Source organism: Bacillus sp. FSL R5-0439, from assembly GCF_038008805.1.
GTDB lineage: Bacteria > Bacillota > Bacilli > Bacillales > Bacillaceae > Bacillus > Bacillus safensis.
The window spans coordinates 3,363,142-3,387,700 of the sequence record NZ_JBBOZW010000001.1 but is presented as its reverse complement, the minus strand read 5'-3'; the positions used below and the strand labels follow the sequence as shown (position 1 = coordinate 3,387,700).

General features: G+C 41.1%; 30 protein-coding genes. 20 read left to right on the top strand and 10 right to left on the bottom strand.

The window, feature by feature from the left end; translation table 11 throughout:
- Positions 1–135: 135 nt before the first annotated feature.
- The 15 genes from NST59_RS17485 (at position 136) to NST59_RS17415 (ending at position 12,037) form a co-directional block, all read left to right on the top strand.
- Complete coding sequence (locus tag NST59_RS17485; RefSeq protein WP_341040865.1) at positions 136–807, top strand: RraA family protein; 672 nt, start codon at positions 136–138, stop codon at positions 805–807.
- Between the two features lie 13 nt (positions 808–820).
- The gene (locus NST59_RS17480) at positions 821–1,696 is read left to right on the top strand and encodes a prephenate dehydrogenase/arogenate dehydrogenase family protein (protein ID WP_341040864.1); all 876 of its coding nucleotides are present in this window, start codon (positions 821–823) and stop codon (positions 1,694–1,696) included.
- A gap of 46 nt (positions 1,697–1,742) precedes the next feature.
- Positions 1,743–3,077: a TRAP transporter large permease subunit gene (locus NST59_RS17475; RefSeq protein ID WP_341040863.1), complete on the top strand. Its 1,335-nt coding sequence runs from the start codon at positions 1,743–1,745 to the stop codon at positions 3,075–3,077.
- A 13-nt stretch (positions 3,078–3,090) separates the two neighbouring features.
- On the top strand, positions 3,091–3,357 hold the full coding sequence (locus tag NST59_RS17470; RefSeq protein ID WP_039182253.1) for a hypothetical protein: 267 nt from the start codon (positions 3,091–3,093) through the stop codon (positions 3,355–3,357).
- 173 nt (positions 3,358–3,530) lie between these two features.
- On the top strand, positions 3,531–3,929 hold the full coding sequence (locus NST59_RS17465) for a YwqH-like family protein (protein WP_099663812.1): 399 nt from the start codon (positions 3,531–3,533) through the stop codon (positions 3,927–3,929).
- A 4-nt stretch (positions 3,930–3,933) separates the two neighbouring features.
- Positions 3,934–4,212 (top strand): YwqI/YxiC family protein, encoded by a 279-nt coding sequence (locus NST59_RS17460; protein ID WP_073978845.1) that lies wholly within the window; start codon positions 3,934–3,936, stop codon positions 4,210–4,212.
- 11 nt (positions 4,213–4,223) lie between these two features.
- Entirely contained in the window at positions 4,224–5,759 is a 1,536-nt protein-coding gene (locus NST59_RS17455; protein ID WP_247543887.1) for a T7SS effector LXG polymorphic toxin, read from the top strand.
- 11 nt (positions 5,760–5,770) lie between these two features.
- The gene (locus NST59_RS17450; protein ID WP_106025496.1) at positions 5,771–6,166 is read left to right on the top strand and encodes a CDI toxin immunity protein; all 396 of its coding nucleotides are present in this window, start codon (positions 5,771–5,773) and stop codon (positions 6,164–6,166) included.
- Positions 6,167–6,509: 343 nt separating this feature from the next.
- Entirely contained in the window at positions 6,510–6,872 is a 363-nt protein-coding gene (locus NST59_RS17445) for a hypothetical protein (RefSeq protein WP_106025648.1), read from the top strand.
- Positions 6,873–7,046: 174 nt separating this feature from the next.
- Positions 7,047–7,316, top strand: coding sequence for a hypothetical protein (locus tag NST59_RS17440; protein WP_064498876.1), 270 nt, complete (start codon positions 7,047–7,049; stop codon positions 7,314–7,316).
- A gap of 87 nt (positions 7,317–7,403) precedes the next feature.
- Positions 7,404–7,817 carry an SMI1/KNR4 family protein gene (locus tag NST59_RS17435; protein WP_332606913.1) on the top strand — a complete coding sequence of 138 codons (414 nt, stop codon included), beginning with the start codon at positions 7,404–7,406 and terminating at the stop codon, positions 7,815–7,817.
- Between the two features lie 240 nt (positions 7,818–8,057).
- Entirely contained in the window at positions 8,058–8,903 is an 846-nt protein-coding gene (locus NST59_RS17430; RefSeq protein ID WP_058838518.1) for a lipoate--protein ligase family protein, read from the top strand.
- Between the two features lie 36 nt (positions 8,904–8,939).
- A complete protein-coding gene (locus NST59_RS17425; protein ID WP_047202590.1) occupies positions 8,940–9,425 on the top strand; it encodes a tetratricopeptide repeat protein in 486 nt (161 codons plus the stop codon).
- A gap of 105 nt (positions 9,426–9,530) precedes the next feature.
- The gene (locus NST59_RS17420) at positions 9,531–11,807 is read left to right on the top strand and encodes a glycosyltransferase (protein ID WP_247543879.1); all 2,277 of its coding nucleotides are present in this window, start codon (positions 9,531–9,533) and stop codon (positions 11,805–11,807) included.
- Positions 11,804–12,037 carry a DUF5970 family protein gene (locus NST59_RS17415; RefSeq protein WP_024426379.1) on the top strand — a complete coding sequence of 78 codons (234 nt, stop codon included), beginning with the start codon at positions 11,804–11,806 and terminating at the stop codon, positions 12,035–12,037. Before NST59_RS17420 ends, NST59_RS17415 begins: the two co-directional genes overlap by 4 nt.
- A gap of 33 nt (positions 12,038–12,070) precedes the next feature.
- On the opposite strand, the gene NST59_RS17410 is transcribed toward NST59_RS17415, so the two are convergent.
- Positions 12,071–12,880, bottom strand: a complete 810-nt coding sequence (locus NST59_RS17410) for an RsfA family transcriptional regulator (RefSeq protein ID WP_034281253.1) — start codon at positions 12,878–12,880, stop codon at positions 12,071–12,073.
- Positions 12,881–13,122: 242 nt separating this feature from the next.
- Between NST59_RS17410 and NST59_RS17405 the strand changes: the two genes are divergently transcribed.
- The 3 genes from NST59_RS17405 (at position 13,123) to NST59_RS17395 (ending at position 15,347) form a co-directional block, all read left to right on the top strand.
- Positions 13,123–13,344 (top strand): DUF1450 domain-containing protein, encoded by a 222-nt coding sequence (locus tag NST59_RS17405; protein WP_003215259.1) that lies wholly within the window; start codon positions 13,123–13,125, stop codon positions 13,342–13,344.
- 170 nt (positions 13,345–13,514) lie between these two features.
- The gene (locus tag NST59_RS17400) at positions 13,515–14,816 is read left to right on the top strand and encodes an HD domain-containing protein (RefSeq protein ID WP_341040862.1); all 1,302 of its coding nucleotides are present in this window, start codon (positions 13,515–13,517) and stop codon (positions 14,814–14,816) included.
- 30 nt (positions 14,817–14,846) lie between these two features.
- Positions 14,847–15,347, top strand: coding sequence for a YwgA family protein (locus tag NST59_RS17395; protein ID WP_058838522.1), 501 nt, complete (start codon positions 14,847–14,849; stop codon positions 15,345–15,347).
- Between the two features lie 92 nt (positions 15,348–15,439).
- On the opposite strand, the gene NST59_RS17390 is transcribed toward NST59_RS17395, so the two are convergent.
- From NST59_RS17390 to ssuE, 8 genes are read right to left on the bottom strand one after another with little or no spacing between them, the layout of a single operon-like run.
- The gene (locus NST59_RS17390) at positions 15,440–16,183 is read right to left on the bottom strand and encodes an amino acid ABC transporter ATP-binding protein (protein ID WP_058838523.1); all 744 of its coding nucleotides are present in this window, start codon (positions 16,181–16,183) and stop codon (positions 15,440–15,442) included.
- On the bottom strand, positions 16,180–16,890 hold the full coding sequence (locus NST59_RS17385) for an ABC transporter permease subunit (protein ID WP_144468026.1): 711 nt from the start codon (positions 16,888–16,890) through the stop codon (positions 16,180–16,182). Before NST59_RS17385 ends, NST59_RS17390 begins: the two co-directional genes overlap by 4 nt.
- 16 nt (positions 16,891–16,906) lie before the next feature.
- The gene (locus NST59_RS17380) at positions 16,907–17,749 is read right to left on the bottom strand and encodes a transporter substrate-binding domain-containing protein (protein ID WP_341040860.1); all 843 of its coding nucleotides are present in this window, start codon (positions 17,747–17,749) and stop codon (positions 16,907–16,909) included.
- A gap of 17 nt (positions 17,750–17,766) precedes the next feature.
- Positions 17,767–18,528, bottom strand: coding sequence for an amino acid ABC transporter permease (locus NST59_RS17375; protein ID WP_048237685.1), 762 nt, complete (start codon positions 18,526–18,528; stop codon positions 17,767–17,769).
- A gap of 13 nt (positions 18,529–18,541) precedes the next feature.
- Positions 18,542–19,105 carry a GNAT family N-acetyltransferase gene (locus NST59_RS17370; RefSeq protein WP_058838526.1) on the bottom strand — a complete coding sequence of 188 codons (564 nt, stop codon included), beginning with the start codon at positions 19,103–19,105 and terminating at the stop codon, positions 18,542–18,544.
- 26 nt (positions 19,106–19,131) lie between these two features.
- A complete protein-coding gene (locus NST59_RS17365) occupies positions 19,132–19,386 on the bottom strand; it encodes a glutaredoxin family protein (protein WP_251180972.1) in 255 nt (84 codons plus the stop codon).
- Positions 19,386–20,411, bottom strand: coding sequence for an LLM class flavin-dependent oxidoreductase (locus NST59_RS17360; protein WP_341040857.1), 1,026 nt, complete (start codon positions 20,409–20,411; stop codon positions 19,386–19,388). Before NST59_RS17360 ends, NST59_RS17365 begins: the two co-directional genes overlap by 1 nt.
- A complete protein-coding gene (ssuE, locus tag NST59_RS17355) occupies positions 20,395–20,946 on the bottom strand; it encodes an NADPH-dependent FMN reductase (RefSeq protein WP_251180974.1) in 552 nt (183 codons plus the stop codon). Before ssuE ends, NST59_RS17360 begins: the two co-directional genes overlap by 17 nt.
- Positions 20,947–21,096: 150 nt before the next feature.
- Here ssuE and NST59_RS17350 point away from each other — a divergent pair, with 150 nt between their 5' ends.
- Entirely contained in the window at positions 21,097–21,981 is an 885-nt protein-coding gene (locus NST59_RS17350; protein ID WP_330545658.1) for a LysR family transcriptional regulator, read from the top strand.
- 39 nt (positions 21,982–22,020) lie between these two features.
- On the opposite strand, the gene NST59_RS17345 is transcribed toward NST59_RS17350, so the two are convergent.
- Positions 22,021–23,349 (bottom strand): LLM class flavin-dependent oxidoreductase, encoded by a 1,329-nt coding sequence (locus tag NST59_RS17345; RefSeq protein ID WP_059377951.1) that lies wholly within the window; start codon positions 23,347–23,349, stop codon positions 22,021–22,023.
- A 368-nt stretch (positions 23,350–23,717) separates the two neighbouring features.
- Here NST59_RS17345 and NST59_RS17340 point away from each other — a divergent pair, with 368 nt between their 5' ends.
- Positions 23,718–24,530: a zinc-dependent metalloprotease gene (locus NST59_RS17340; RefSeq protein ID WP_058838532.1), complete on the top strand. Its 813-nt coding sequence runs from the start codon at positions 23,718–23,720 to the stop codon at positions 24,528–24,530.
- Positions 24,531–24,559: the final 29 nt, after the last annotated feature.

The following is a 24,559-nucleotide window of genomic DNA, read 5'->3' as shown; positions in this document are numbered from 1 at the left end:
TTTTTTTCATTTAATTTTTATGAAAGCGCTTTACTAAATAAAATCGAGATGGTATGATCGTGTCACGAAAGTAATATATATTACTTTAATAAAGTTTAATGTAACGAATATAACTCAAAGGGGATGATGGAAACAATGAGTACTGTTCAATTCGTGTCAAATGATCTAATAGATCGGGCAAGAAAGCTTAACTCAACCTTGCTGTCAGACGTGATGGGATGCACCGGAGCGATGGATCATCAAATTAAACCTGTTGCAAGAGGCATGAATATAGTAGGGACAGCTTTTACGGTTAGCTTACGGCCAGGGGATAATTTATTTCTTCATCAAGCGATCTACTCTGCTAAAGAAGGAGATGTACTGATTGTTGATGGAAAAGACCATAAAGGTCATGCATATTTAGGGGAATTGATGGCACATTCAGCAAAGGCTGTAGGTATAGAAGGGATCGTGATAGACGGGCTTGTTCGCGACAAACTCTCTTTAGAGGAGCTGGCATTTCCGATATACAGTAAGGGGTTTATGCCAAACGGACCTTTTAAAGATGGTCCTGGGGAATTGAATCAAACCATCTCGTGCGGCGGTGTTAAAGTAGCACCAGGTGATTTAGTCATTGCTGACGATGATGGAGTCGTCATCGTTCCACAGGAAAAGGCGGAACACCTGCTCACACTAGCGGAAGAGAAACAAGCGTATGAAAATCAGAGATTAAACACGATTCAACAGTATGTGGACGAAGGAAAGCAAGACACTAGTCTCTTAGCACCTGCATGGCTGGCAGGCAAATTGAAAAAATTTCAGGAATAGGGGAGAATCGGTGATGAAAATAGGGTTTATCGGTTATGGAGAAGCAGCATATGAGCTATCAACGGGATTGAAAACAGAAGGATTAGATCAATTTTATGCGTATGATGTACTTTTACAAAATGAGAAATTGGCTGGAACGTTGAAAGAAAAAGCATCGCAGACAGGAGTTCAATTAACCAGCAGTATCAGCGAAGTCATTGAGAAATCTGATATTGTGATTGCAGCTGTGCCAGCGAATAAAACCTTAGAAGTGGCACAATCTGTAACGGGAAGTTTGAAAAAGAATCAACTATATGTAGATGTGTCAGCATCAACACCAGACATCAAAAAACAAGTGGCAAACGAAATTGAAAAGCAAAAAGCTCTATTCGTAGATGCTGCCATGCTAGGGCCTCTTCCAGTCAACAAACACAAGGTTCCGATCACGGCAAGCGGCAGTGGAACCGACCAATTCATGAAAGTAATGAATGCTTATGGCATGAATATCACAAAAATCAGTGACCAGCCAGGAGATGCTTCTGCCTTAAAGCTGATCAGAAGCGTTTATATGAAGGGGATCGTTGGTCTCATGATTGAATTTTTGGAAATTTCCAAAAAATATAATGTGGAACAACAAGTGATTTCTTCATTAAGCGATACAATGGATAGCAAAAGTTTTGAAGAGACCATGAACCGTCTTGTGACAGGGAGTGCATTACATGCAAAACGACGAGCGATCGAGCTTCTTGGCTCTATTGAAATGTTAGATGAAGCAGAGGTTGATGCCAGCATGTCTCGGGCAGCGCAACAGAAGCTAGAGAGATTAGCAGACTTTCAATTCGTTGAACGGTTTAATGGGAAAAAGCCGGCCAGCTGGGAAGAAGTCATTGACGTGATACAGCAGGGGTAATGAATTGTAAGCGTTTTATTTAACGAAGGGGAGGCGAAAAAACGATATGGGTTTTATTGCGTTGATTGTATTCATAGCTGTCATCATTGTATGGAATGTCGTCGTGAAACGGAATATGGGAGAAGCCATGCTATTGGGCTTTATTGCAACCACATTATTTGGCGGATTGGATGCATTAAGACTTTTCTGGGATGGATTAAAATTTGCATCCACATATGAGGTGCTCTATGCAGCTGTCGCATTTGTATTCATGGCTTATTTGATTGAAAAGCTGGAATTAATTCATGCACTCTTGCGAATCTTAAATTCGGTTGTAGGTAAACTTCCTGGTGGAGCGGCTTATATGAGTACGTTAGGCTCAGCAGTCTTAGGTGCTCTTTCAGGTTCAAATTCTGCAAACACAGCTGCCACTGGCTCTATCACGGCATCTTGGATGATTAAATCAGGCTGGAGCCGAACCCATACAGCGACCATTTTAGCAGGGAATGGCGGACTTGGAGCAGCACTGCCTCCGAACTCTTCCATGTTTATCATGCTGGGTTTTGCACCAATTGCAGCCCTTGTATCTGAAGGAGATTTATATATTGCGCTTCTCATAGGAGGACTGTATCAAGTCGTATACCGATTTATTTTGGTGTATATTCTGGTGAAAAAGAATAAAATTCAGGCCATGCCGCCAGATGATATTCTTCCTTTTAGGGAAGCTGTGAAACAAGGATGGAAGTCGATCTTTATTTTTTTCGGTGCCTTGATTCCTATCATTATCACAATAGGCCCGCTGGCAAACTACTTAAAAAGTAATCCAAACATTGGACCAGAGGCAATGGATCAGATTTCTTTAATTACGTGGATTCCGATTCTCATGATGTTGATTAGTTTAACAATTGGAAGGAAAAAGGCCTCTGCACTAGATTGGTCTCAGTTTTTCAAGTCGGCCATTCCTAAATTTACAACGATTGGTGCCTTGATGCTGTTTGCTGTTGCAGCAAGTCAGGTGCTTGCTGAATTAGGATTGGCAGAAGATTTGACGCAAATCACATCAGTACTTACCATTCCGAAGTGGCTCATGGTGCTCATTGTGGGAATTCTTGTCACGCTGGTGGCTGGGCCATTATCTTCAACAGCTACATTAACAGCTGTTGGACTTGTCTCATTTTCAGCTTTAGTCTCAGTCGGAGTTGATCCAGTTGTGGCTGTTGTCGCCATTCTTGCTTTTTCATCGACAGAAGGCGCTTCCCCTCCGGCATCAGGATCGATTTTCATTGCTTCTGGTCTTGCAGGAGCCAAACCTGAGAAAACCTTTATACCACTGATTCTCTACTATATGCTGCCAATCGTGGGAATTGGCTGGCTCATCGGAATGGGAATACTTCCAGTATAGAAAGGAGAAACACATGAGAGCATTAATGGAATTATTATTTAAAGTGCTGCTTGTCCTGTTCTTAACGTCAGGAGCCCTGTTGGTATTCGGTCAAATACTAGGGATTCTCTTGCAAAAGGGAGATATGATTATTGCGAGTACGAATCTATTCAAAAACCCAACACTGGTGTTAAGTGCCTTTTTTAGTCTTGTTGGTTTCTCTCTCAATTATATTCCTGAAAAGAAAGACACCTCATTTAGCGATCATCCATCAGCATCAGCGAGTGATTCGCTCAAATAAGCAATAAACAGCTGGATTCAGTAAATGAATTCAGCTTTTGTGCGCGAGAAATAGGTATTAAAACCCAATACGTACGATTCATTTTTTGGTAAATTCACTTTCAATCATATGCCTCTTGTTCTAGTAAATGGTAACATAACGGAGGACTATTTAAGGAATAGAGGTGTTTGACGATATCTGGAGCAATCATCGGTTATAAAACAGCCTTGTATTCATTAAAGGCAGATATATCTATAAAAAAAGAACAAATCATCGAACTCAACATGTGCCGCAAAGAAATCAAAGAGGCAAAATCAACCCTGTCAGATGCCAGCAAGAAAATCACTCATCCAGATCTGACATCACATACATGGTTTGGCCATTTGGCAGACACGTTTGATGACATTCGAGACGAAATGGCTTCCGCCAGTCAAGAGATAAAAAGTGTACAGCTAACCAATTTATTAAATCGAATTGATGAGAAAATCAATGACCTAACATCAGAGATCCAATCGTTAGAACATGAAATTCATTCGGTTGAAAGAAAAATAGAGAAAGAAAAGCAGAAACAACTGGAAGAAAAAAGAGGGTAGTCACATGACGAGAGAAATTAAAATAGATGCCAGTCAGGTCAAACGAGTATTACAGCAAGCAAAACAATCAGGCGCTCAAATGAATGCAGCCCTTCCAACAACCATCAAAGGAAGAAATCAGCTCCTGACAGCAGACTCATTAGAAAAGATCAATCAACAGCTGAACGAATTAAGTAATTCCTATATAGGCATCCTTCAGAAACAGCTTGTACAAACAGAACAAGCGGTGAACACCATGATTGAAACGGACAAGGCGCTTGCTTCCAGCAGTAAAAGAAAATAAAGGAGAACGCAATGAAAACCCTTGACGCCTTTGCGCTAATAAACGGAATAGATCAAACGCTGAATGCTTTAAATCAGCAGTCACAGCAAATCAGCTCCATAGAAAAACAAATTAATCACATCATCTCACTCGATGGGGCACTAAAGGGAAAGGCAGGACAAGCCATCCGCGCCTTTTATACAGAATGCCATATTCCCTTCCTGCAATTCTTTCAGGTCGTCACTGAGGAATATAGTGCTGCATTGAAAAACACAAAGCAGGCTCTTCATGCACTAGAATCAAACGAGCACGGCTTTATCTCACAAGCGTTTATCGAACATGATCTTGATCAAGGCTTAAAAAAAGCTGAACGTACGATTTCTGAAATCGTATCAGAGGTAAACCACGCCATCGGCAGAGTTGGTCATATTGTTCACTTGCCAAGTGTAGACGAATCAGCGTTTCAGCAAAACTATCAAAAGGCATGGCTTGAGACCTCAAGAACCATTGGTCTGCTTCATGCATTTGACAGGGAGCAGACAAATGCTTTACATGAAACCAAAAGCTCCCTTCAAACAATGAAGCAATACATAGATACCTTAAGTACCATGTTCACCGGCCCTAAAATCGACATTACGAGCTATCAAAAGGGGTCTATTTTCAAAGATGGAAAAGAAGAAAAAGTAAGCAGCACCATCAGTGGATTGAACGACAAAATAGACAACCCAAAAGACAATCCAATGATCATCATGCTGAAGAAACTAAAAGAGAAACAACAAGCGAATGTGGAGACGGTTGTTCGGGAAACGCCGTCTAGTAAAATCAATCAAACCACATTAACTTTAAATGGAAAAGTATACAACATAAATGAGTACAAAAAGATCAACTTCGAACATGCCAAAACGGTTGACGTCATGCGAGATGGAATGCTGTATCGGTTACGAATATCAGAAAAAAACAAAGTAACGATTGAGAGCGTTAAACCGATTTCTGATGTAAAAACAGGCGATAAACCCCAAAATATCTTAAATAAAGCGGTTGAATTTACAGGAATAAACGATGCAATTCGGGTTATTACAGGAAGAGATCCGATAACAGGTGATAAAGTCGCGGATATGGATCGTTTGATATCAGGAGTGTACATGGTTCCAAGCACCACCATTGTTAAAGTGGGGAAATATGTTTTTAAGATTATTAAAGGGGAGAAAGCAGCTAAGAAAGTTGAGAAGAAAGTAAAGGGTATTGGAAGAGGAGAACAATTATTAGATAAAGTTAAAACATATGAGCAAGCTAGAAATAAGACAGTAGACATAGTTGGAGACCTAGGACCCAATTCACAACCATATACAGGTACGCTTAAGTCGAGTGCTGGATATGGTAAAGTCGTTGGTAGACAGTCCGCTGACGGAAAAGTAAGATGGAGATTAGATTATGACCCTAAAAAGGGACCACATATAAATATTGAAGATTTTCGTAATGGTAAAGGGGCGAATGCTCGAAAGATTGCTATTCCATTTGAGGGTAATGAAAGCACTTTTAAATCTTTATTAAAACATTTGAATAGATAAGGAGATTTTAGATGAGTTTATTAGATGAGTGTATTGAGGCACTAGGTGAGGATGTACATATTTTATATGAAGATAATAGAGAGCAAATATTAAATGATTTTGAAAATTCTTTTCCATTTACTGATTGGGGTCAAATTGAATGGAGGAAGATATCTTCTTATGAGCAAGTGGATACATTCGATGAAATACGATCCTTTTTGAATCAAAAACTGAATGAGTACAGTGATATTGTTTATGTAATTTGGGATGAAGGGACGTTACCAATTATTCAATCTACTTTAGATAAAGTATTTGAAGCTATAGATGATGTTACAGCTGTCAGTTTTGATACGTGGATTTTTTCACTATCTTCTGGATATGCGATTGAAGTTTTTCATGATGGTGAAGTAAAAGTAGGGTTGAAATAGAATAGATGAACCCTCAAAAAGAATTAATTTGAGTCTCTTTGAGGGTTTTTAAATGTTTATTATTGTTAATAAAAAAGATATTCTTTCTTTTTCTACTTTATTTGATGCAATGTTAAATAATCTTTGAATGTAAGCTTGTGCTTTTTTGAAATGTTTCTGTGAAGGTCATTCTAAGTTTGATTGCTATATCTGATTTTACTTTTCTCTTTACTATCAATCCGGCCCACAGACAATCATCACTATTTGACTTATTACAAGCATTTTAACTTACTCTGTGCTGAAGAACTTTCTGAAAAGTACCAAGTTTAGGGGTAAAGACAAAGAAGTAAAAAAGGGTGATCGTATTGAAAATAAAAAAATAAACTGGATTTCACAAGAAGCTTCAGAAGCTGAAGTGATTGTAACAGATGGTGAACTGGAAATAATGTGTTTTGCTCAACCATTAAATTACCGTGAAGAAAGTGAACTATTAGAGCCTATTTATTGTTTAGATGTGTCAGACCTATTGAAAGCTGAATTGTCAGAGTATAGAATTGAAAAATTAGATGATAATTTTAGCTATAGCTTCTTAGGACAATTAATTGATAAGCATGATGAAAAAGTGAGAGTAGGCGGACTTTTATTAGAATTGGATAACAATTTACCAGGAGATATAAATGAAGGCGATTTTATAAGTTTTAATTGTCAACGACTTGATATTTATTAGTAAGAGATGATGTCTTTAAACCCTTGAAAGTCTATAAACTTTTAAGGGTTATTTGAAATATAATAATAGTTGAATCGATATACCTGCTTAAGAACGATAATGATCAGATACACTCAGGGATTGCTTGTTGAATTGACAAGAGAATAAAAAATGCAGATTCTTTAGGAGCGTTCAATGAACAAAAAACAAGAACTAACGAAACAAATCCAAACCGTCATCAACATCCTAGAAAAAGAATATTCAAAAGAGATCAATCAAGGTGTTCTCCAATTAATATACAAAAGATATAAAAATGCACAAAGGATCATTCAGAACAATGAAGATCTCCAAAAGATGTTGATCATTGGCGGGGTGAGAGCTTATTTGGATAGTTACAATGATTATTTAAACCCCTTTCTAGATGAATTACATAAAGCAGAGAGTTTGCTAAAAGAAATGCTGTAATAGATAAAATGGCTGTCTATAGTTCTAGATGAGGCTATTTTCTTTTAAAGATGTATAAAAGGGTCATGAAAAAATCAGCTGCTTAACATAGAGGAGGCTCTTAAAATGCTCAATTTAACTCAAATCCTAAATTTGCACGTGAACAAACCAGCAAGTGACATACATATCAAAGAGGCAGAATCCCAGCTAAACATGGTGCTGCCCCATGCTTATAAGGAATTGTTGAAACAGACAAATGGATGTTCTGTTGGAGGCGATGTTCTACTATACGGAACTGAGGACATAGTGGAACGCAATACAACGCGGGAAGTCCATCATTATGCCAGCAGCTATGTAGCCATTGGCGACGATGGCGGCGGGCGAGTACTTCTCATGCGGCAGGCAGAAGAGGAGAAAAAAGTGTGGATCGTCGATGCTGGTGTGATGGACCCGCAGCATGCGGAATTGGTGGCTGAAGACTTGTTGAGCTGGGTAAATGAGGGCTGTTTCATAGAAGTTTAGTCTATTAAGGAGATGATCAATTTGCCGTGGAATACATTGATCGCTGCATGCCTCGTGGTTGGGGTTCCTGTCGTTTTAATTGCAGCTTTTTATTTCATCTCGAAAAGGAAGAATAAGAAAACAAAATCATCTAACTGAAACGCTCTGTGACGCCAAATGTTATGGAGCTTTTTTGCATTCTCCCTCCATTCCTCCCATGGTATAATAAACACAGTTTATGAACGAGAGGATATGCAGGACATGAAAAATGAACCTATTGAGTTATTGACACAGCCGACATGGCGAATCATAGATCAATCGAGCCTAGGTCTCTATGTAGACCCAAAGCAATCCTTTGCGATGGATGATACGCTTTGCGCGTCGGTGGGGAAGGGCCTCTCACCAGCGACAGCCCGTTCTTGGGTGCATCACAATACGATTGTGCTTGGGATTCAGGATACAAGACTTCCTTTTCTCCAAGATGGTGTAAAGCTGCTTGAGGATGAAGGATATCGTGTGATTGTGCGCAATTCAGGCGGTCTTGCTGTGGTACTGGATGAAGGCGTACTGAATGTGTCTTTAATCTTTGCTGAACAAAAGAAGGGCATTGATATTGACCGCGGGTATGATGCGATGGTGGAATTGATCCGCCGGATGCTGTCAATGTACGAGGTGGACATTGAAGCCTATGAAATTGTCGGCTCTTACTGTCCAGGCAGCTACGATTTGAGTATCAATGGAAAGAAATTTGCCGGCATTTCTCAGCGTAGATTACGCGGAGGGGTCGCTGTGCAAATCTATTTGTGTGCAGATGGAAGCGGTCGAAAACGAGCTGATTTGATTCGCCGTTTTTATGAGGTGGCCTTAAAGGATAAACGACATGAGGTGAAAGCGGTATTCCCTGATATACAGCCGGATACGATGGCATCCCTATCAGAATTAACTGGAAAACCAATTGACTGTGCGCTTCTCATGCGTCTTTTACTAGAAGAACTCCAAAAGCTGAGCGATCAACTGACAGCTTCAGGACTGACCACCGAGGAACAGCTAGAGTTTGAGAAAAACATGACGCGGATGATTGAGCGGAATGAGAAAGTGTTCTCGTAAACACATCTTTCCATCTTAAAAAATAGGGGTGATGTAATGGAAACGAAACTTCTGAAAGCCATTGAACTTCGAGAAAGTGGACATCTTCAAGAATCCAATGACATGCTCACCCGTCTTGTAGAAGAGTATCCAGACCATGCCTCCATCCATTATCAATGTGCTTGGAGTTATGATGTGTTAGGAAAAGAAAAACAAGCTGTCTTTTTTTATGAAAGGGCCATTGAGTTAGGATTGTCTTCAGAAGAACTAGAAGACGCTTTACTAGGATTAGGAAGTACATACAGAACCTTAGGGGAATATGAAAAGTCAAAACAGATATTCCTGCATGCGATGGAAGCTTATCCGCATAATAAAGCCATTCAAACGTTTTATGCCATGACTTTGTATAATTTGAAGGAACATAGCAAAGCGATGGAAATATTACTGAACTGTTTAACTGAGACGACAAACGATCCTGCTATTTTGAGTTATCGAAAAGCCATTGATTTTTATTCGAATCAGTTAGATAGATTGTGGAAATGATTTATATAGATTTGGAGGGGCAATGTAATGGAAGAATCCCCTCCTTTGTTATGAAATTTTATATATGTGATAGTCCTTTATGACATAAGAAAGAAGGAAAATGTATTGTCATTCATCACCACGTATTACCCGCTGTTTATGCTTTGTGTTTTGTCTTTGTTGTATGTGATGTATCGTATTCAGCCGATGGCCTCTACGATTAAAAAAATCACCATTGTGCTCTGTGTGTTAACAAATGCCGCATACATTTGCTGGCGTCTCTTCTTTACACTGCCGCATGAAGGTACATTTAATATTGTGATGGGAATTTTGCTTGTTGCCTGTGAATGTATTGGATTTTTACAGCTGCTTGTGTTTTATACACTTGTTTGGAAGCCTTCAAATCGGAAACAAGTCATGATCAGTGATCTTGACAGGCTGCCAACAGTTGATATTTTCATAGCTACATATAATGAACCAATTGAAGTGTTAAAACGCACGGTTGCAGGTTGTTTGAATTTGTCTTATCCAAAAGGCAGCGTCCATATTTATTTATGTGATGATGGCAAGAGGGAGTCTGTGAAGCAGCTTGCTTTTGAGTTTGGTGTTCATTATCTGACAAGAACAGATAACAAGTTTGCTAAGGCGGGGAATTTAAACCATGCGATGTCTCAAACGAATGGGGAGTTGATTCTCACACTTGATGCTGATATGGTCCCCCTTCCTGCCTTTTTAGAAAAGACAGTGCCTTACTTTCATGATGGAGCGACTGCGTTTGTTCAAGTTCCACAAGCATTTTATAACGAAGATCCTTTCCAATATAATATGTTCTCGAAGGATCGAATTCCAAATGAGCAGGACTTTTTCATGCAAACCCTCCAAGCTGGTAAAGATCGATTCAATGCGGTCATGTATGTCGGGAGTAATACGGTATTTAGAAGAACAGCATTAGAGGAAATTGGCGGATTTGCTACTGGGGTAATTACAGAAGACATGGCGACAGGAATGCTTCTCCAAGGGAAGTTCAAATCTGTGTCTGTCGGAGAGGTATTAGCTGTCGGTCTGGCACCTGAAAGCTGGCTTGATCTGTTAAAGCAGCGAGACCGCTGGTCGAGAGGGAACATTCAGTGCGCCCGTAAGTTTAATCCATTGAAGGTTCGCGGCTTAACGCTTATGCAGCGCGTTCTTTATTTAGATGGCATTGTGTATTGGTTTAACGGTTTGTTTAAAATGATTTACATTCTTACACCGATATTGTTTTTATTATTTGGTATTCAAAGTTTCTGGGCCGATTTTCAGTCCATTTTCATGTTTTGGCTGCCGGCGTTCTTTAGTTCGTATTTAGCGTTTAAACTGGTGTCGAATCAAAAAAGAAGTATGTTTTGGAGTCATATTTACGAAAGCTCTATGGCATTCCACCTGGCTGGTGTGGCTTTAAGTGAGCTGTTTTTGAAGAAGAGGGTTGAATTTCTTGTCACACCGAAGGGAATTCAAACGGACAAGAGACATTTTCATTTGAAAACGATGATTCCTCATTTGATCTTCTTGCTCCTCTCATTGCTAGTCCTTGTGAAAATAGGATACGATATGAAGGTAAATGGGACGATGAATGCTGATCTCACGTTGATTAATATTTTTTGGGTACTTTATAACGGTGCAGGGCTGTTCATGGCACTTATTGTGGCGTTTGATCGTCCGCGTTATCGAAAATCAGAGCGGTTTGTCATTGAAAAAGAGGGGCAGCTCCGTTCTGATCATCAAGATGAGTCGATTGCTTGTTTTCTACTAGATATGAGTGATTCAGGTGCGCGTCTATCCATTCCATTGGATCAAGCTTCTTCTCTAAATCAAGGACAAATGCAATTATTCTTTTCAGAGAATGAAAGTGTGGCATGTGATGTGGTCTGGAGTCATCCGGAGGGAGACAAGCTGATGGTTGGTGTGGCTTTTACTGACACAGAAAAATCACAGTACCTATCACTGATCCGCTTCTTATTCACACAAGAGCACGTATCGATAACGGATCGTGAGAAAAAATCCTATGCTGTTCGGACATTTCTCCGCTTTGTAAGAGAAACGGAGAAAGTACCAAAGGCTATTCGGCGCAAATGGATGAGAAGACCATTGCAAGGTGTGGCAGGCACGCTAGTCTATGAGGACCGGTTAGAAGAGAAGGTGCCGGTGAACATACATGATATTAGTTTATCTGGGTGTAAAATCGAGTCTGAAGCTTCAATTGAATTACATGACAAAGTGCTAATCACCATTGATACAGAATCTCTGACAGAGCAGCCGGCGATTGTGGTCTGGACATCACAAAAACGCGGCCGCACAATAGCCGGACTCAAGTTTGTTCAGCCTGAAATCAAGCAGATAGAAGAAAGAGAGGGAGTGGTTTCTTGAAATCCAAAAATGGCGGTTACCTCTATTTACTATGGCTTCCTGTCATCATGGGAGCCGGCTACGGCATTTCGCTTTTAGTGCCATTTCTTCAGCCTGTACTAACACTTGGCATCGCAGGTCTTTATATTTTTATGTTTGGTGATTTTCAAGTAAGGCAGGTCAGGTATATTTTTATGTTCGTGTTTTTGATCAATGTCCTTTTTAGTGTAATGCTATTTTTGGGCATTTAAAAAAGTGCTTCCCGAGGCGGGGAGCACTTTTTGTTATTCTGCCATTTTTTCGAGGTTGCCGTTCCGGTCCATTTTAAAGGTTGGTGCGGCACTATCGTCTTCTTCAAACAAAACTAGTTTTCTTGCACGGTTCATGATTTTGACGAGTGTTTCATAATCTTCTTGAATCGTGAGCTGATCCTTTTCGAGCTTTTTCACTTCAGCTTCTAGCTGCGAGACTTTATGAGAAAGCTCATTGTTTTCTCGTTTTAAGCGGCTGTTTTCCATACGTAAGGCAGTGGATTGCTGACCATCGCCTTCATAACGGCGTAAGAAATCAATGATATCGTCGATGGTTAATTCTTGATGCTGCCTAAATGGATTCGCTTCCGGCTTTTTCTCTGCGGTATTTGGGGCAGGAGAAGCCTGTGACAATAAATGTGATAAACTAGCTAACTCTTCATTGTAGCTTTGATCCACAAACTGAAGCTGTTCGGCAGTTTCAGCAGCTGGTGCAAATGTTTCTTCCTTTGCTGGCTCCAATTCCTGTGAGAATTCCTCCTGAGTGACCGTTTCTTCTACTTGCGGCTGATAAAGTAATCGTTTTTTCGCAGGCTGGCCATTGCCAAGTGCGCGCATCCGTTGTTTTCGCTGTTTTTTGGCAAGTGCCAACGCTTTTTCATATTGATGCCTCACGACAGCGTTCCATCTAAATCCGCATGCTGCGGAGGTGCGGTTCAGCTTGTCTCCTACTTCTTCAAACGCATTTAGCTGCGTACTGCCCTCTCTGACGTGACGTAAGACGGTTTCTGCCAAGAGGAGATCATTTTCCTCTGACCAAGCATCTTGTCTTTGTTTTGACATGTGTTTAAACCCCCATATGATTTGATGGTATTAGATTAGCCAAGTTCATGATGGTTTATACAAGTTTGCTAAAAGGATAGTGGAAAATACTAGCTTTTATGTAAGCGCGTCATTGGGACGGCAAAGCGTCTTGCAAGTCCAGCCGCTTCGATGTACAATGTTGGGTGGTATATTAATCACGATTGGCTGTCCAACTGTTTCATATAGAATGAAGTATCATCATTGAAAGGAAGCGTAAGACCATGGCTAATGAGTTTCGCGTATGTGACGATTGTGATGCGACGAACCTAAAGACGTTATTGCCTCGACTCAAATCGGTTGACCCTGATGCAAAAATTGAGATTGGCTGTCAATCTTATTGTGGTCCAGGACGAAAAAAGGCTTTTGCGTTTGTGAACAATCGCCCATTATCCGCACCAACAGAAGATGAATTACTCGAAAAGGTTCAAAAAAAAGTCAAATAAATGTCACTGAATGTGTTCAGTCGACCTAAAAAGAGGTCCGTCCCTGTCAGGTCGGGCTTTTTACGTCCATGCAATCTTTGAGAACACATTCACCAGCAAATTCAAGGATGTTTTCGGGAAAAGTTACCCGATATAATAGAAACACGTCTTAAAAAAAGAGGGACGAAACGATGGCGTATCCAAAAGGTAAATTATCTGAGGAAAAGGTATTTAAAGATCCTGTGCACCGTTATGTTCACGTAAGGGACGCATTAATATGGGATTTAATAGGAACAAGAGAATTTCAGCGCCTGAGACGGATTAAACAGCTAGGAACCACGTATTTGACGTTTCATGGTGCAGAACACAGCCGATTCAATCATTCACTCGGTGTATACGAGATTGTGAGACGAATTGTGGATGATGTGTTTAAAGGGCGGCCGGAATGGGATGAAGGAGAGCGCGAGCTTGTACTTAGTGCAGCCTTGCTTCATGACCTCGGACATGGTCCATTTTCTCATTCCTTTGAAAAGGTCTTCCACTTAGACCATGAATCGTTTACAAGAGATATTATTTTAGGGCAGACGGAAGTCAATGAAGTGCTCCGCCGGGTGAGTGATGATTTCCCGAAGCATGTGGCTGAAGTCATTGCCAAAACGTATCAAAACAAACAGGTAGTTAGTTTGATCTCAAGTCAAATCGATGCCGACCGAATGGACTATTTGCAGCGTGATGCCTACTATACAGGCGTCAGCTACGGCCACTTTGATATGGAACGTATTTTACGTGTGATGCGCCCGAGAGAAGATCAGATTGTGATGAAGCAGAGCGGGATGCATGCGGTAGAAGATTATATTATGAGCCGTTATCAAATGTACTGGCAAGTCTATTTCCACCCAGTGACACGCAGTGCTGAAGTCATTTTAACGAAAATCCTTCATCGTGCAAAAGAGCTGCATGAAACGGGTTATATTTTTACACATGCCCCAGTTCATTTTTACTCAATCTTTGAGGGAAATGTCACCACAGAGGACTATATTAAGCTGGATGAATCTATTGTTTTATTTTATTTTCAGGCGTGGGAAGATGAAGAAGATCACGTGCTGGCCGATTTGTGCCGCCGTTTTATGAACCGCCGATTGTTCCAATATACAGAGTTTAATCCAAATGAAGAAATGACGAAATATTTCAAGCTGACCGCCTTGTTTAAGGAGGCAGGAATTGATCCTGACTACTATTTAGTGGTCGACTCGTCTTCTGACTTGCCCTATGACTTTTATAGACCAGGAGAGGAAGAAGAGAGGCTGCCAATTCACCTTTTGACGCAAAGTGGTCATATTAAAGAACTGTCGAGACAGTCAGATATTGTTGACGCCATTTCCGGTAAACGAAGAACCGATCATAAACTTTATTTCCCGATGGACTTAATTGTAGATATGTCGGAAAAAGCTGAAGAAAAGAAGGCGATCATGGAGCTGCTTGGTTTGGGATAAAGAAGTACTGAAAAAGGAGATGTCGGGAATTTGTTGAAAGAGCATGCAAAGTTGATGAAGGTATTCTCTGAATCAGGGGAAATCGTTGGACGGAAGAAGCTGCAAAAGATGATTTACATAGCAAAAAAGCTAAATTTGCCATTTTACGAGAAATACGATTTTCATTTTTATGGCCCCTATTCAGAGGAGTTGACGCTCAGAATTGAAGAGCTGTGCAACCTTGGATTCTTGGACGAAATGAAGGAAAAAAAGGGCGGATACTATCAATATCGCTATTCGCTGACGGACAATGGGAAAGAGTTTCTCGATCAATGTGAAGTGGACATGCCTGACCTCAAAGTGCTGACGCAGCAGATGAACGAGCAATCGTCCCGTTTCCTGGAGCTTGTCTCAACGATTTTATATTTTGATGACCTGCCAGAAGATGAGATAAAGGAAAAGGTCTTCACCATTAAAAGCAAGCAGCGCTATACGGACGAAGAATTTGAGGCTGCCCTTGCTTATATTGATCAGTTGAAGGAATTGAACTAACGAGAAGAACCAGTATGTGATGGCTGATGGCTAGAACAGACTGGTTTTTATTTTGCACAGAAACAAGCCGACCGCATGGATCGACTTGAATTTTATGAATGGTGATATGAGAATCTTGCTAAAAATTGTTTTGTACGTTCTTCTTTCGTCTGTTCAAAGACTTCTTCCGGCGTACCTGATTCGACGATGACCCCATCCTCCATGAAAATCACCCTGTCAGCAATATCATAGGCAAAGCTCATCTCGTGGGTGACGATGATCATGGTGACCCCGGTTTGTGCTACCTGTTTAATGACATCAAGCGTTTCTCCTACAAGTTCTGGATCTAATGCAGAGGTCGGTTCGTCGAATAAAATGACTTCTGGATTCAAAGCCAGTGCCCGTGCAATGCCGACTCGCTGCTGCTGTCCGCCGGATAATTGATGCGGATAGGCATCCTTTTTCTCTAGTAATCCGACCTTTGTGATTAATTGGAGAGCTGTGTCATAGGCTTGATCTTTTGGTTGTTTACGGGCAATGACTAAACCTTCCATGACGTTTTCAAGTGCTGTTTTATGAAGAAATAGATCGTATTGCTGAAAGACCATGGCGGTTTTTCTGCGAAGTGCGAGAATGTCTTTAGGCTTTGCTTGATTGAACTTGACGGTCGTGTGATCAATGCTGATTTCTCCTTGATCTGCACGCTCAAGAAAATTCAAGCATCGCAGAAAGGTTGATTTTCCAGAACCGCTCGGACCTAAAATGACGACCACTTCGCCTCTTTCTACCGTTAAATCAATTCCTCTCAGAATCTGATTTTTACCGAACGCTTTATGCACCTGTTTGATATCAATCATGCCAATCGTCTCCTTTTGTTTTTGTGTCCATATTTCTCATATCCGGCTGTAATGGCTTCGATTGAGGCACACAGGGCCCAGTAGATCAGGGCAACGGCGATGTATGCTTCAAGATAACGATAGTTCACATTGGCTTTAATTAAAGCGCCGTTTAAAATATCGACCACAGACACCATAGAAACGAGAGAAGAGGCTTTGATTAAACTGATCAGCATGTTGTTCAGCATTGGAAGGGAGATGGGAAAGACTTGCGGTATGATGACCCTTCTTAAGACCTGTTTGCTGGTGAAACCAACGGATAGAGCAGCATCGAATTGTCCCTTTGGAATAGATGCAAGAGAGCTTCGAAATATTTCAGATAACCCGCTTACGGCATATAAAGTAAGGGCGAAAATGGCAATCCATCGTCTGTCCAAATCACTGAAACGAATCTGAAGAGAAAGAGATGCAGCCAAATGGTCCAGTGTATCGGAAAAAAGCAGATAAGATACGAGCAAAATCAGGACAACCGGAATTGCTTTAAAAATAGCCACAAACCATTTGAACAAGGGAGACAATACAGGCACCTGATAAAAACGGATAAGGGCAATACCAAATCCAAAGACAGAGCCAAATAGTAGCGGTAGAAAGCCTAATAGCAATGTCGTTGGCAAATAATGAAGTGCGGCTATAAAGGCCTGCAGCATAAAGGCAACATCAAAATCCACTCAGATCGCTCCTTTCTTATGATGTAGTAAAGTCTCCGCCCAATATTTTCTTAGACAAGTCAGCGAGCTTGCCGTTATCGATTAGTTTTTGTAATGCTTGATCAATGTCTTTTTGAAGTTTCGTATTGTTTTTTTGATAAAGATAATACGTTTTAGATACGTTTACAGGCTCTCCAGAGGTGACTAGATTGGCATTAAATTGTTTGTTTAGCTTGTTGACGTCATACTTTGTGAGCAGGGCCGCATCGACTGTGCCATTTTGAAGGTTTTTGACGAGAATCTCGTTCCCGCCATCTCCGTAGACAATGTCAATTTTCCGATCATGCTTTTTGTTATATTGCTCAAGAAGATAAGCGAAATTACTTCCTGTAGAGGTGTGCACTTTGTGTCCAGCCAAATCGTCAAGGCTTTGAAAATCATGACCGGAGGCTTTATCAACAACCACATAGCTTGTATAATCTGTGTAGCCAACTTTTCCAAATAGATATTTCTTCTGGCGCTCATCATTGATTTCATATTGATGGGCAGCGAGATCTACTTTGCCAGCATCTAAAGCGGGCAGAATATTTTTGAATTCGAAGGATTCATATTTAAACTTATATTGTGGAAGCAGCTGATCCACTTCATCTAATACAGCCTTCTCATAGCCAGTTAATTTGCCGTTTTCATCTAAGTAAACGAAAGGCTGGTAAGCATTCCCTGTGCCAACGATGATTTCCTTCGCATCTGGATCATTATTCGCTGCTTCTGCTTTGACTTCATTCGATTGTTCTGTATTTCCGCAGGCAGCAAGCAACAATGAGCCAAGTGTAAGCAGACCGATGATGTAATGTTTTTTGAATTGTTTGTTATTTTTCATGTGAAATCCTCCTCGTTTTACTTCGCACGCTTTTCTACTGTGAAAGCCGTTTCGGGTCTTTTTAAGGAAACAAATGTCGTCTGACGCTGTTTTCTTGTTTTCGGTGTATTGATCTGTTTTTCCAATAGGTCAAACGCTTTTTCCAGCAGCAGACTTAACAAAATAAAAATGACGGCAGCAATAAAGTATCCTTCTAATACGCGATAGTATAAAGCTCCTAATGTTTGAACCTTTCCTATAATATCCATCACGCCCAATGTGAAGGCGAGGGAGGTATTTTGTAATAAGTTGACAATGGCTACGCCAATATTCGGGAGCGCGATTCTACCTGCTTGAGGAATGAGTGTCCTTCTATAAATCTGCCATTTCGTCAGCCCAATTGAGGCAGCCGCTTCATATTGAGATGCTGGGACACTTGATAAGGCTGATCGGAATATTTCTGAAAAGTAGGCAGCTGTATTGAGTCCATATGTAATATAAAGAAAGATCAATTTGTTCCACATGGAGATATCAAGACCAATTGCGGCGAGCACACCTGGCAGACCATAAAAGACAATAAACATTTGAACCAGGATAGGCGTTCCGCGAATAAATGAGACATAGACTGCACTGAGTTGGTGCAGAACAGGAATGCGCTCAATTCGAAAATAAGCAAGGATGAATCCAAGAAAGCTGCCAATCAAAGTGGCAAATAAAACAATCAGCAAGGTCGTTGGAAGGGCTGATAATACTTTAGGAAAGAGTGTGACCACGTACTCCCATTTGAAAAACTCACCCACGTTGAATCACCTCCTATGTAGAAGTCGTTTCGACTTTTTCTTCTGCGGGTGGTGTCCCTAGAATGTCTGGATCAAAGCGTTCAGGGATAAGCACTTTATACATCAAAACACCTAAATCTCCATTTTCAGCCTCGCGTTCAATATATTTTGTATATCCTTTTCGTTCGTACATCTCTAAAAGCCAAGGGTGTTTCCGGCCAGAAGTGCCCAGTGTATATGCAGGCGCTTTATATGTCTGCCGAAGCAAGGTGTTTTCTACATAATCGAGCAGCTTATTTCCAATCCCTTGACCGGCTAAATCAGGAGCTGTCGCAAACCACCAAACAAATGGATAGCCTGAGACCGGCTCAGTGCTTTCCCAAGGAAAACGTATGGTGATGGTAGATATGAGCCGGCCGTCTCGTTCTAATACAACGGCAGCGGACTGTTTAATGTTTTCTGTGACCATTTCAAGCGTGGCGTTCGTGGATGGCCAATCGATGCCCATTTCACCAAGCGGTTTAAATGCACTGGACAGCAATTCTAAAAAAGCTGGTGCATCTTCTTCGGTAGCGATGCGAAAAATATCTCGACTCATGACAAACCTCCATTCAAAATGTAATGTCAGATTAACGCTTTTCTTAAAGTCTCGATATCTGGATTCAGCAATGCTTGATACACGTGGGAATCATGGCTGATCTCAACTACAGGCACATAGCGGACACCGTATTTTGCTTCTAAAATGTTTCTGTAATCGTCATGCTCTGTGACATCAATCGTTGAAAAAGGAATCTGCTGTTCGTTGAAGTAGGATTGAATGTCCTTGCAATAACTGCATCCATTTTTGCTCCATAAAATGATTTTTTGATTGTTTGACATTAGACGTTCACCTCTTGATTGATTGGTTTTTGGTTTGTTTGTTCTTGATCAAGTGCTTCTTTTAATAAAGTAATAGACGTGATCCTTTTATCAATATCTACGATCGGTGACAGCACGATGAATTCATCGATATCGTATGACTCGGATAGCTCAGTCAGTCTGTGACGAACGGTTTCTTTTGTGCCAGCGGTGTAGCCGGTTTTTTGTACGTGAATGTTGTAGTGTTCCTTCTCCGTTTCTTTCACCAGTTTTTCTGCATCCTCTAACGATGTGACATTCAGCTTTCTTCCATCGGAAAAGGAGACCTTTACTGTTTCCTTTTGTTTGATGTGCGAGAGTGCTTGTTCGTGATCTTCAGCTACAGAAACGGTGATGGCAAGAAGGAACTGCTGGCGGGCGCCCGCTTTCTGATATGTTTGGAAGGTCTCTCTTGCTTCTTTTAATAAGGCTTCATCTCCATTAATAAAGAAGGCAAACACAAAGGAGATACCAAGTTTTGCTGCGAATTCAGCGCTCTCCGTACTACCCCCTAAAAGGAAGATGTCGGGTGATATACGCGGGATGGGCTGAGCATTCAAGTCATTTGTGTGTTCCGTCAGATAGGTGTTGAGATCCACTAATTTCTGAGAAAAATCCTTCCGTGACGCCTGATAATCTTCCTGAAGAGCTTGTGTCGATAGGTTCAGTCCTCCCGGTGCTTTCCCAACACCTAAATCGACCCTTCCAGGCGCTAATGATGCCAGGACGTGAAATGTTTCAGCCACCTTAAACGGACTGTAATGCTGAAGCATGACGCCACCAGACCCAATTCGTATGTTGTTTGTTTTTGCTAAGAGATAGCCGGCAAGTGCTTCAGGGGAAGAACCTGCTACTTGAGGGTTATTGTGATGTTCAGACACCCAAAACCTGTGATAGCCAAGCTGATCCGCTGCTTCAGCCAATCTGACAGTATGCTGAATGCCCGTCTCTGCGTTCTCGTTTTCACCAACAAGGCTTTGATCAAGAATACTAAGGGTGAACGACATTGGCTGTTCCTCCTATCAGACTTTGATATTGAGATAATGCGAGGTTTAACCTGTTTGCGGCATCTGAATCAAGTAAATAATCACCTGATTCCTGCTTTGTGACCTGTTGATCCACGACATACACGCCAGATTGAACAACCGTTGCACCAAGTTGATGAATAATCGGTTTAAGAGCATATTCAATGACGAGCAGGTGACCGTAGGTTCCTCCTAAAACGAATGGAAGGACGGGTTTTCCTTGCAACGCTTTCTGTGGAAGTAAATCTAAAAACGTTTTTAAAATACCGGAAAATGACGCTTTGTAGACAGGCGTTAATACAATGACACCGTCACTCTCATTCACAAGTTCAATCGCCTTGACAATCTCTTCGTTTGAAAAGTCCGCACGTATTAGTGCGCTGCTAGGCAGCTGGTGAACTTGAATGATATGTATATCGATTCCATTGATCGTTAAATGCTGCTGAACATGCTGCAGAATACCGGTTAATCGAGATTGGACGGAGTGTCCGCCTGCTATAATCGTTACTTTCGTCATTTCGTCTCCTCCATTTCACATAATTCCTTCTAAACAACTTGGAATGGTTGATAATATAAATTATAATAAGGCAAACCAATTGAAAAGTATAATTAGTAATCATAAATACACGATTCAGTTATTTAAAATATAGAGAAAAGAGGGGTTTTTATGGAGATTCGTGCGATCCGCACCTTTGCCACCATCGTGAAATATGGGAATTTTTTAAAAGCAGCAGAAGCACTGAATTATTCTCAGCCAACCATTACCTTGCACATCAAACATTTAGAAGAGGAAATTGGAGAGAAGCTTCTAGAGAGAGGGAAGACCTTAAAGTTAACAGCATCAGGACAGCTTTTTTATGAAAGAGCCAATTCTTTACTCAATGAATATGAGAAACTGACGAAAACGCTCCAAGATTTAGAAGTGGGCATTGCGGGATTAATTCGCATCGGTGTTTCTGAGCCTACTGCCAGTTTAGAATTCCCGGCGCTCCTTGCAGAATTCAAGGAAAGGTTTCCGAATGTAGAATTTTCTGTGCAAGTAGCAGATGCAAATACACTGAGTTCCTTGCTTTCCCATGATGAGATTGATTTTGCGATTTGCGGCGCACCAGAAGCTTCGATGGAAAATAGCTATAAGCCGCTTTTTCAAGATGATATCGTCCTGCTGGTCCCGTCTTCCCATCGATTGGCGGAAAAAGAGGCAGTGGAGGTAACAGATTTAGAAAATGAGACTATACTATTCACACCTCACAATTGCCCCATCCGTATCCAAATTGAACAACAAATCGTCGATGTCATTGGGACAAATTACAAGAAATTAGAGATTACTAGCAGCATGTCCCATAAACACTATGTTCAGGCGGGCTTAGGAGTATCTCTGTTTACACGAACGGCCCATTCTTTTACACTCCCCGGTACGAAGGTATTAGAAATAAAGGGCATTCAAGTTTCCCCGCCAGTTGGTCTATTGAGGAAAACAAATGATACGCCTGGTAGAGCTGTGCTCCAGTTCATTGATCTCATTGAAAGTCGATTGCACCAACCATCATAAAAAGAGGGGTTAGCCCATATGCTAGCCCCTCTTTCAAGTTTATTTCACTGTTTGTTTCAGAAATTGATTCTTCTTAATGGGCAGGCCTAAGTTTTCGCGAAGGGTATGAGCTGGATAATTTGGATCGTAATATCCTCTTTCGACTAATATCGGAATGACGTGTTCCGTCCATTCGGATAAACCACTAGCTAAAATCGGAGCGCCAAAAATAAATCCATCTGCGGCATCCTCTTCGATCCATTGAATTAATTTGTCAGCTACTTGTTCATAAGTGCCGAAAAAGGCACTTTTAGGCGTGGTCACTTGTAAAGCGACTTCTCTTAAGGTCAGGTTTTGTTCTTTGGCCATTTTCTTAATGGAATCTGTTGTGGATTGGAAGCTGTTTGACCCAGCGTCACCTATATCCGGAAAAGGTCCATCAAGCGGGAATTGACTGAAGTCCAAGTGGTCAAAGAATCGGCCCAGATAATGCAGAGCTTCTTCAATAGAGACTAGATGTTTAATGGCTTCATATTTTTCTTCTGCTTCTTCGACTGTTTTCCCTGTAATCGGGTGGATGCCAGGGAATATTTTAATATCAGATGGTTTTCGACCAAACGCCTCGGCTCTATTTTTCACGTCGCGGTAATAGGCTTTTGCCTTTTCGAGTGAATCGGCATTTGTAAATACAGCGTCTGCTTCTTTTGCGGCTAGATCTTTTCCAGCCTCTGAAGCGCCTGCCTGGAAAATCACGGGCTGCCCTTGTTCAGAGCGTTCAATATTTAAAGGACCTTTGACAGAAAAGTGTTTTCCATGATGGTTTAAAGTGTGCAATTTATCTCGATCGAAGAAAACCCCCGTTGAACGATCCCTTACAAAAGCATCTTCTTCCCATGAGCTCCAAAGCCCGTTCACTACATGTAAGTACTCTTCTGCAATTTCATATCGAAGTGAGTGGCTTGGGTGCGAACGGATGATGTGATTTTCAGCAGAGCCCTCTAATGGGGAAGTCACAACATTCCAGCCTGCCCGGCCTTTACTTAATTTGTCCAAGGAAGCAAATTGTCTGGCAATGGTAAAGGGCTCACTGTATGAAGTGGATACAGTACCCACAAGTCCAATCTGTTTGGTGACTGTGGCAAGCGCAGATAAGATGGTTAATGGTTCAAATCGATTCAAGAAATGAGGAATTGAATGTTCGTGGATATATAAACCATCTGCAACAAAAACAAAACGGAAACCCGCTGATTCTGCCTTTTTTGTCATCGCTTGATAATAATCAATGTTAACACTTGCATCTGCTGGAACCGATTCATCCTTCCATGCATTCATGTGACCCCCTGGGCCATGTAACATTAATCCAAATTGTATGTGCTTTTTTCCAGTCATGCCGATCGTCCCTTCTGTTTGAGGTAGCAATGTTTTATGTTCTTCATCATAAGGCAGAACCGCAGAGAAGTATAATTGGTATCAGTAAAGTGTGACTTTATCTTTTCTAATATCATTTTTTTCTTTCAGATGTGTCGTTAGGTCCATGATATGATTTCTTAAAAACATGGATGTTTACGAAGTAAATGACCCGTACCAAAAGCGCTATTTTTCGATGAAATGTGTGTCAAAATATCTGAAAAATTAGTGAAAATGACGTAATTCGACTTTTTTCTGTGCATCTAATTCCCTGTTTTTGACTGAAGAGAAGGAAAATGGTGAATTTTCAGTGAATATATAACTTTGTGAAAAACAAAGGAGGGATAGGAATGAAAAAGCGTTCAGTCTTTTTGTCATTTTTATTGGTAGGTAGTTTGTTACCGGGAGTAAGTTCAGCTTCAGCACCAGTAGCGAGTGCTGGTCATGGGCATGATCATGGTCATGCGCCGTTCGAAACCCATATTGGTGAGGGGTTGCCAAAAGCAAACAGTTTTAAAGATTTGACGGCAGCACCTCCAATTGAACGAGATGTGACAACAAAGGTATTAGATGAGTCTGGTAAGCAGGTAGGCTCAAGAACCTTTAAAGCCAATACAGGAGATTCAATTTCAACAAAAGCAAGTACAGGCAGTCAGAAGGTCACTGTCTATGCGGTTGCTGATGCGCAGTATCGTGCGAAATATAGTGACTGGCAAACACGGATTGTCAACATCATCGAACAAGCAGATGTCACGTTTAACCGTGATCATGATGTGGACTTTGTCGTACAAGCAGTAGGATCTTGGACGTCTTCGGGATCAAATTCATCACAAATTCTTTCCAACCTTGCGCGCAGCTTTGATGGCAGAGGATACGACTTTGTCACTGGATTTACAGCAAATCCAAACTTTGATGCTGGCGGAATCGCTTATGTCTACAATAGTGCACCAAGCGGAAGTGCATTCGCCGTGAACCTTGACCAAGGAACAGCGAATACAGCAAAAGCGGCTACACACGAATACGGCCATAACTTTGGCTTACCGCATGACCCTCAAGGAAGCGGCATTGTCTGCTTAATGAATTATGATTATTCCTACACAGTTGACTACTTTGATGCGGCTCATAAAAATCAAGTGAACCGTAATAAAGCTTGGTACAGATAAGAAAGAAGACAAAAGGACAAACACCTTAT

Excerpts from the sequence above, each read along its gene's own strand:
- NST59_RS17400 (WP_341040862.1), top strand. The coding sequence starts at position 13,515 with ATGGCGTATCCAAAAGGTAAATTATCTGAGGAAAAGGTATTTAAAGAT.
- NST59_RS17485 (WP_341040865.1), top strand. The coding sequence starts at position 136 with ATGAGTACTGTTCAATTCGTGTCAAATGATCTAATAGATCGGGCAAGA.
- NST59_RS17340 (WP_058838532.1), top strand. The coding sequence starts at position 23,718 with ATGAAAAAGCGTTCAGTCTTTTTGTCATTTTTATTGGTAGGTAGTTTG.
- NST59_RS17440 (WP_064498876.1), top strand. The coding sequence starts at position 7,047 with ATGAACAAAAAACAAGAACTAACGAAACAAATCCAAACCGTCATCAAC.
- NST59_RS17480 (WP_341040864.1), top strand. The coding sequence starts at position 821 with ATGAAAATAGGGTTTATCGGTTATGGAGAAGCAGCATATGAGCTATCA.
- NST59_RS17365 (WP_251180972.1), bottom strand. The coding sequence starts at position 19,386 with ATGTCAAACAATCAAAAAATCATTTTATGGAGCAAAAATGGATGCAGT.
- NST59_RS17380 (WP_341040860.1), bottom strand. The coding sequence starts at position 17,749 with ATGAAAAATAACAAACAATTCAAAAAACATTACATCATCGGTCTGCTT.
- NST59_RS17470 (WP_039182253.1), top strand. The coding sequence starts at position 3,091 with ATGAGAGCATTAATGGAATTATTATTTAAAGTGCTGCTTGTCCTGTTC.
- NST59_RS17410 (WP_034281253.1), bottom strand. The coding sequence starts at position 12,880 with ATGTCAAAACAAAGACAAGATGCTTGGTCAGAGGAAAATGATCTCCTC.
- NST59_RS17345 (WP_059377951.1), bottom strand. The coding sequence starts at position 23,349 with ATGACTGGAAAAAAGCACATACAATTTGGATTAATGTTACATGGCCCA.
- NST59_RS17360 (WP_341040857.1), bottom strand. The coding sequence starts at position 20,411 with ATGTCGTTCACCCTTAGTATTCTTGATCAAAGCCTTGTTGGTGAAAAC.
- NST59_RS17450 (WP_106025496.1), top strand. The coding sequence starts at position 5,771 with ATGAGTTTATTAGATGAGTGTATTGAGGCACTAGGTGAGGATGTACAT.
- ssuE (WP_251180974.1), bottom strand. The coding sequence starts at position 20,946 with ATGACGAAAGTAACGATTATAGCAGGCGGACACTCCGTCCAATCTCGA.
- NST59_RS17475 (WP_341040863.1), top strand. The coding sequence starts at position 1,743 with ATGGGTTTTATTGCGTTGATTGTATTCATAGCTGTCATCATTGTATGG.
- NST59_RS17390 (WP_058838523.1), bottom strand. The coding sequence starts at position 16,183 with ATGATTGATATCAAACAGGTGCATAAAGCGTTCGGTAAAAATCAGATT.
- NST59_RS17405 (WP_003215259.1), top strand. The coding sequence starts at position 13,123 with ATGGCTAATGAGTTTCGCGTATGTGACGATTGTGATGCGACGAACCTA.
- NST59_RS17430 (WP_058838518.1), top strand. The coding sequence starts at position 8,058 with ATGAAAAATGAACCTATTGAGTTATTGACACAGCCGACATGGCGAATC.
- NST59_RS17350 (WP_330545658.1), top strand. The coding sequence starts at position 21,097 with ATGGAGATTCGTGCGATCCGCACCTTTGCCACCATCGTGAAATATGGG.
- NST59_RS17425 (WP_047202590.1), top strand. The coding sequence starts at position 8,940 with ATGGAAACGAAACTTCTGAAAGCCATTGAACTTCGAGAAAGTGGACAT.
- NST59_RS17460 (WP_073978845.1), top strand. The coding sequence starts at position 3,934 with ATGACGAGAGAAATTAAAATAGATGCCAGTCAGGTCAAACGAGTATTA.
- NST59_RS17455 (WP_247543887.1), top strand. The coding sequence starts at position 4,224 with ATGAAAACCCTTGACGCCTTTGCGCTAATAAACGGAATAGATCAAACG.
- NST59_RS17370 (WP_058838526.1), bottom strand. The coding sequence starts at position 19,105 with ATGAGTCGAGATATTTTTCGCATCGCTACCGAAGAAGATGCACCAGCT.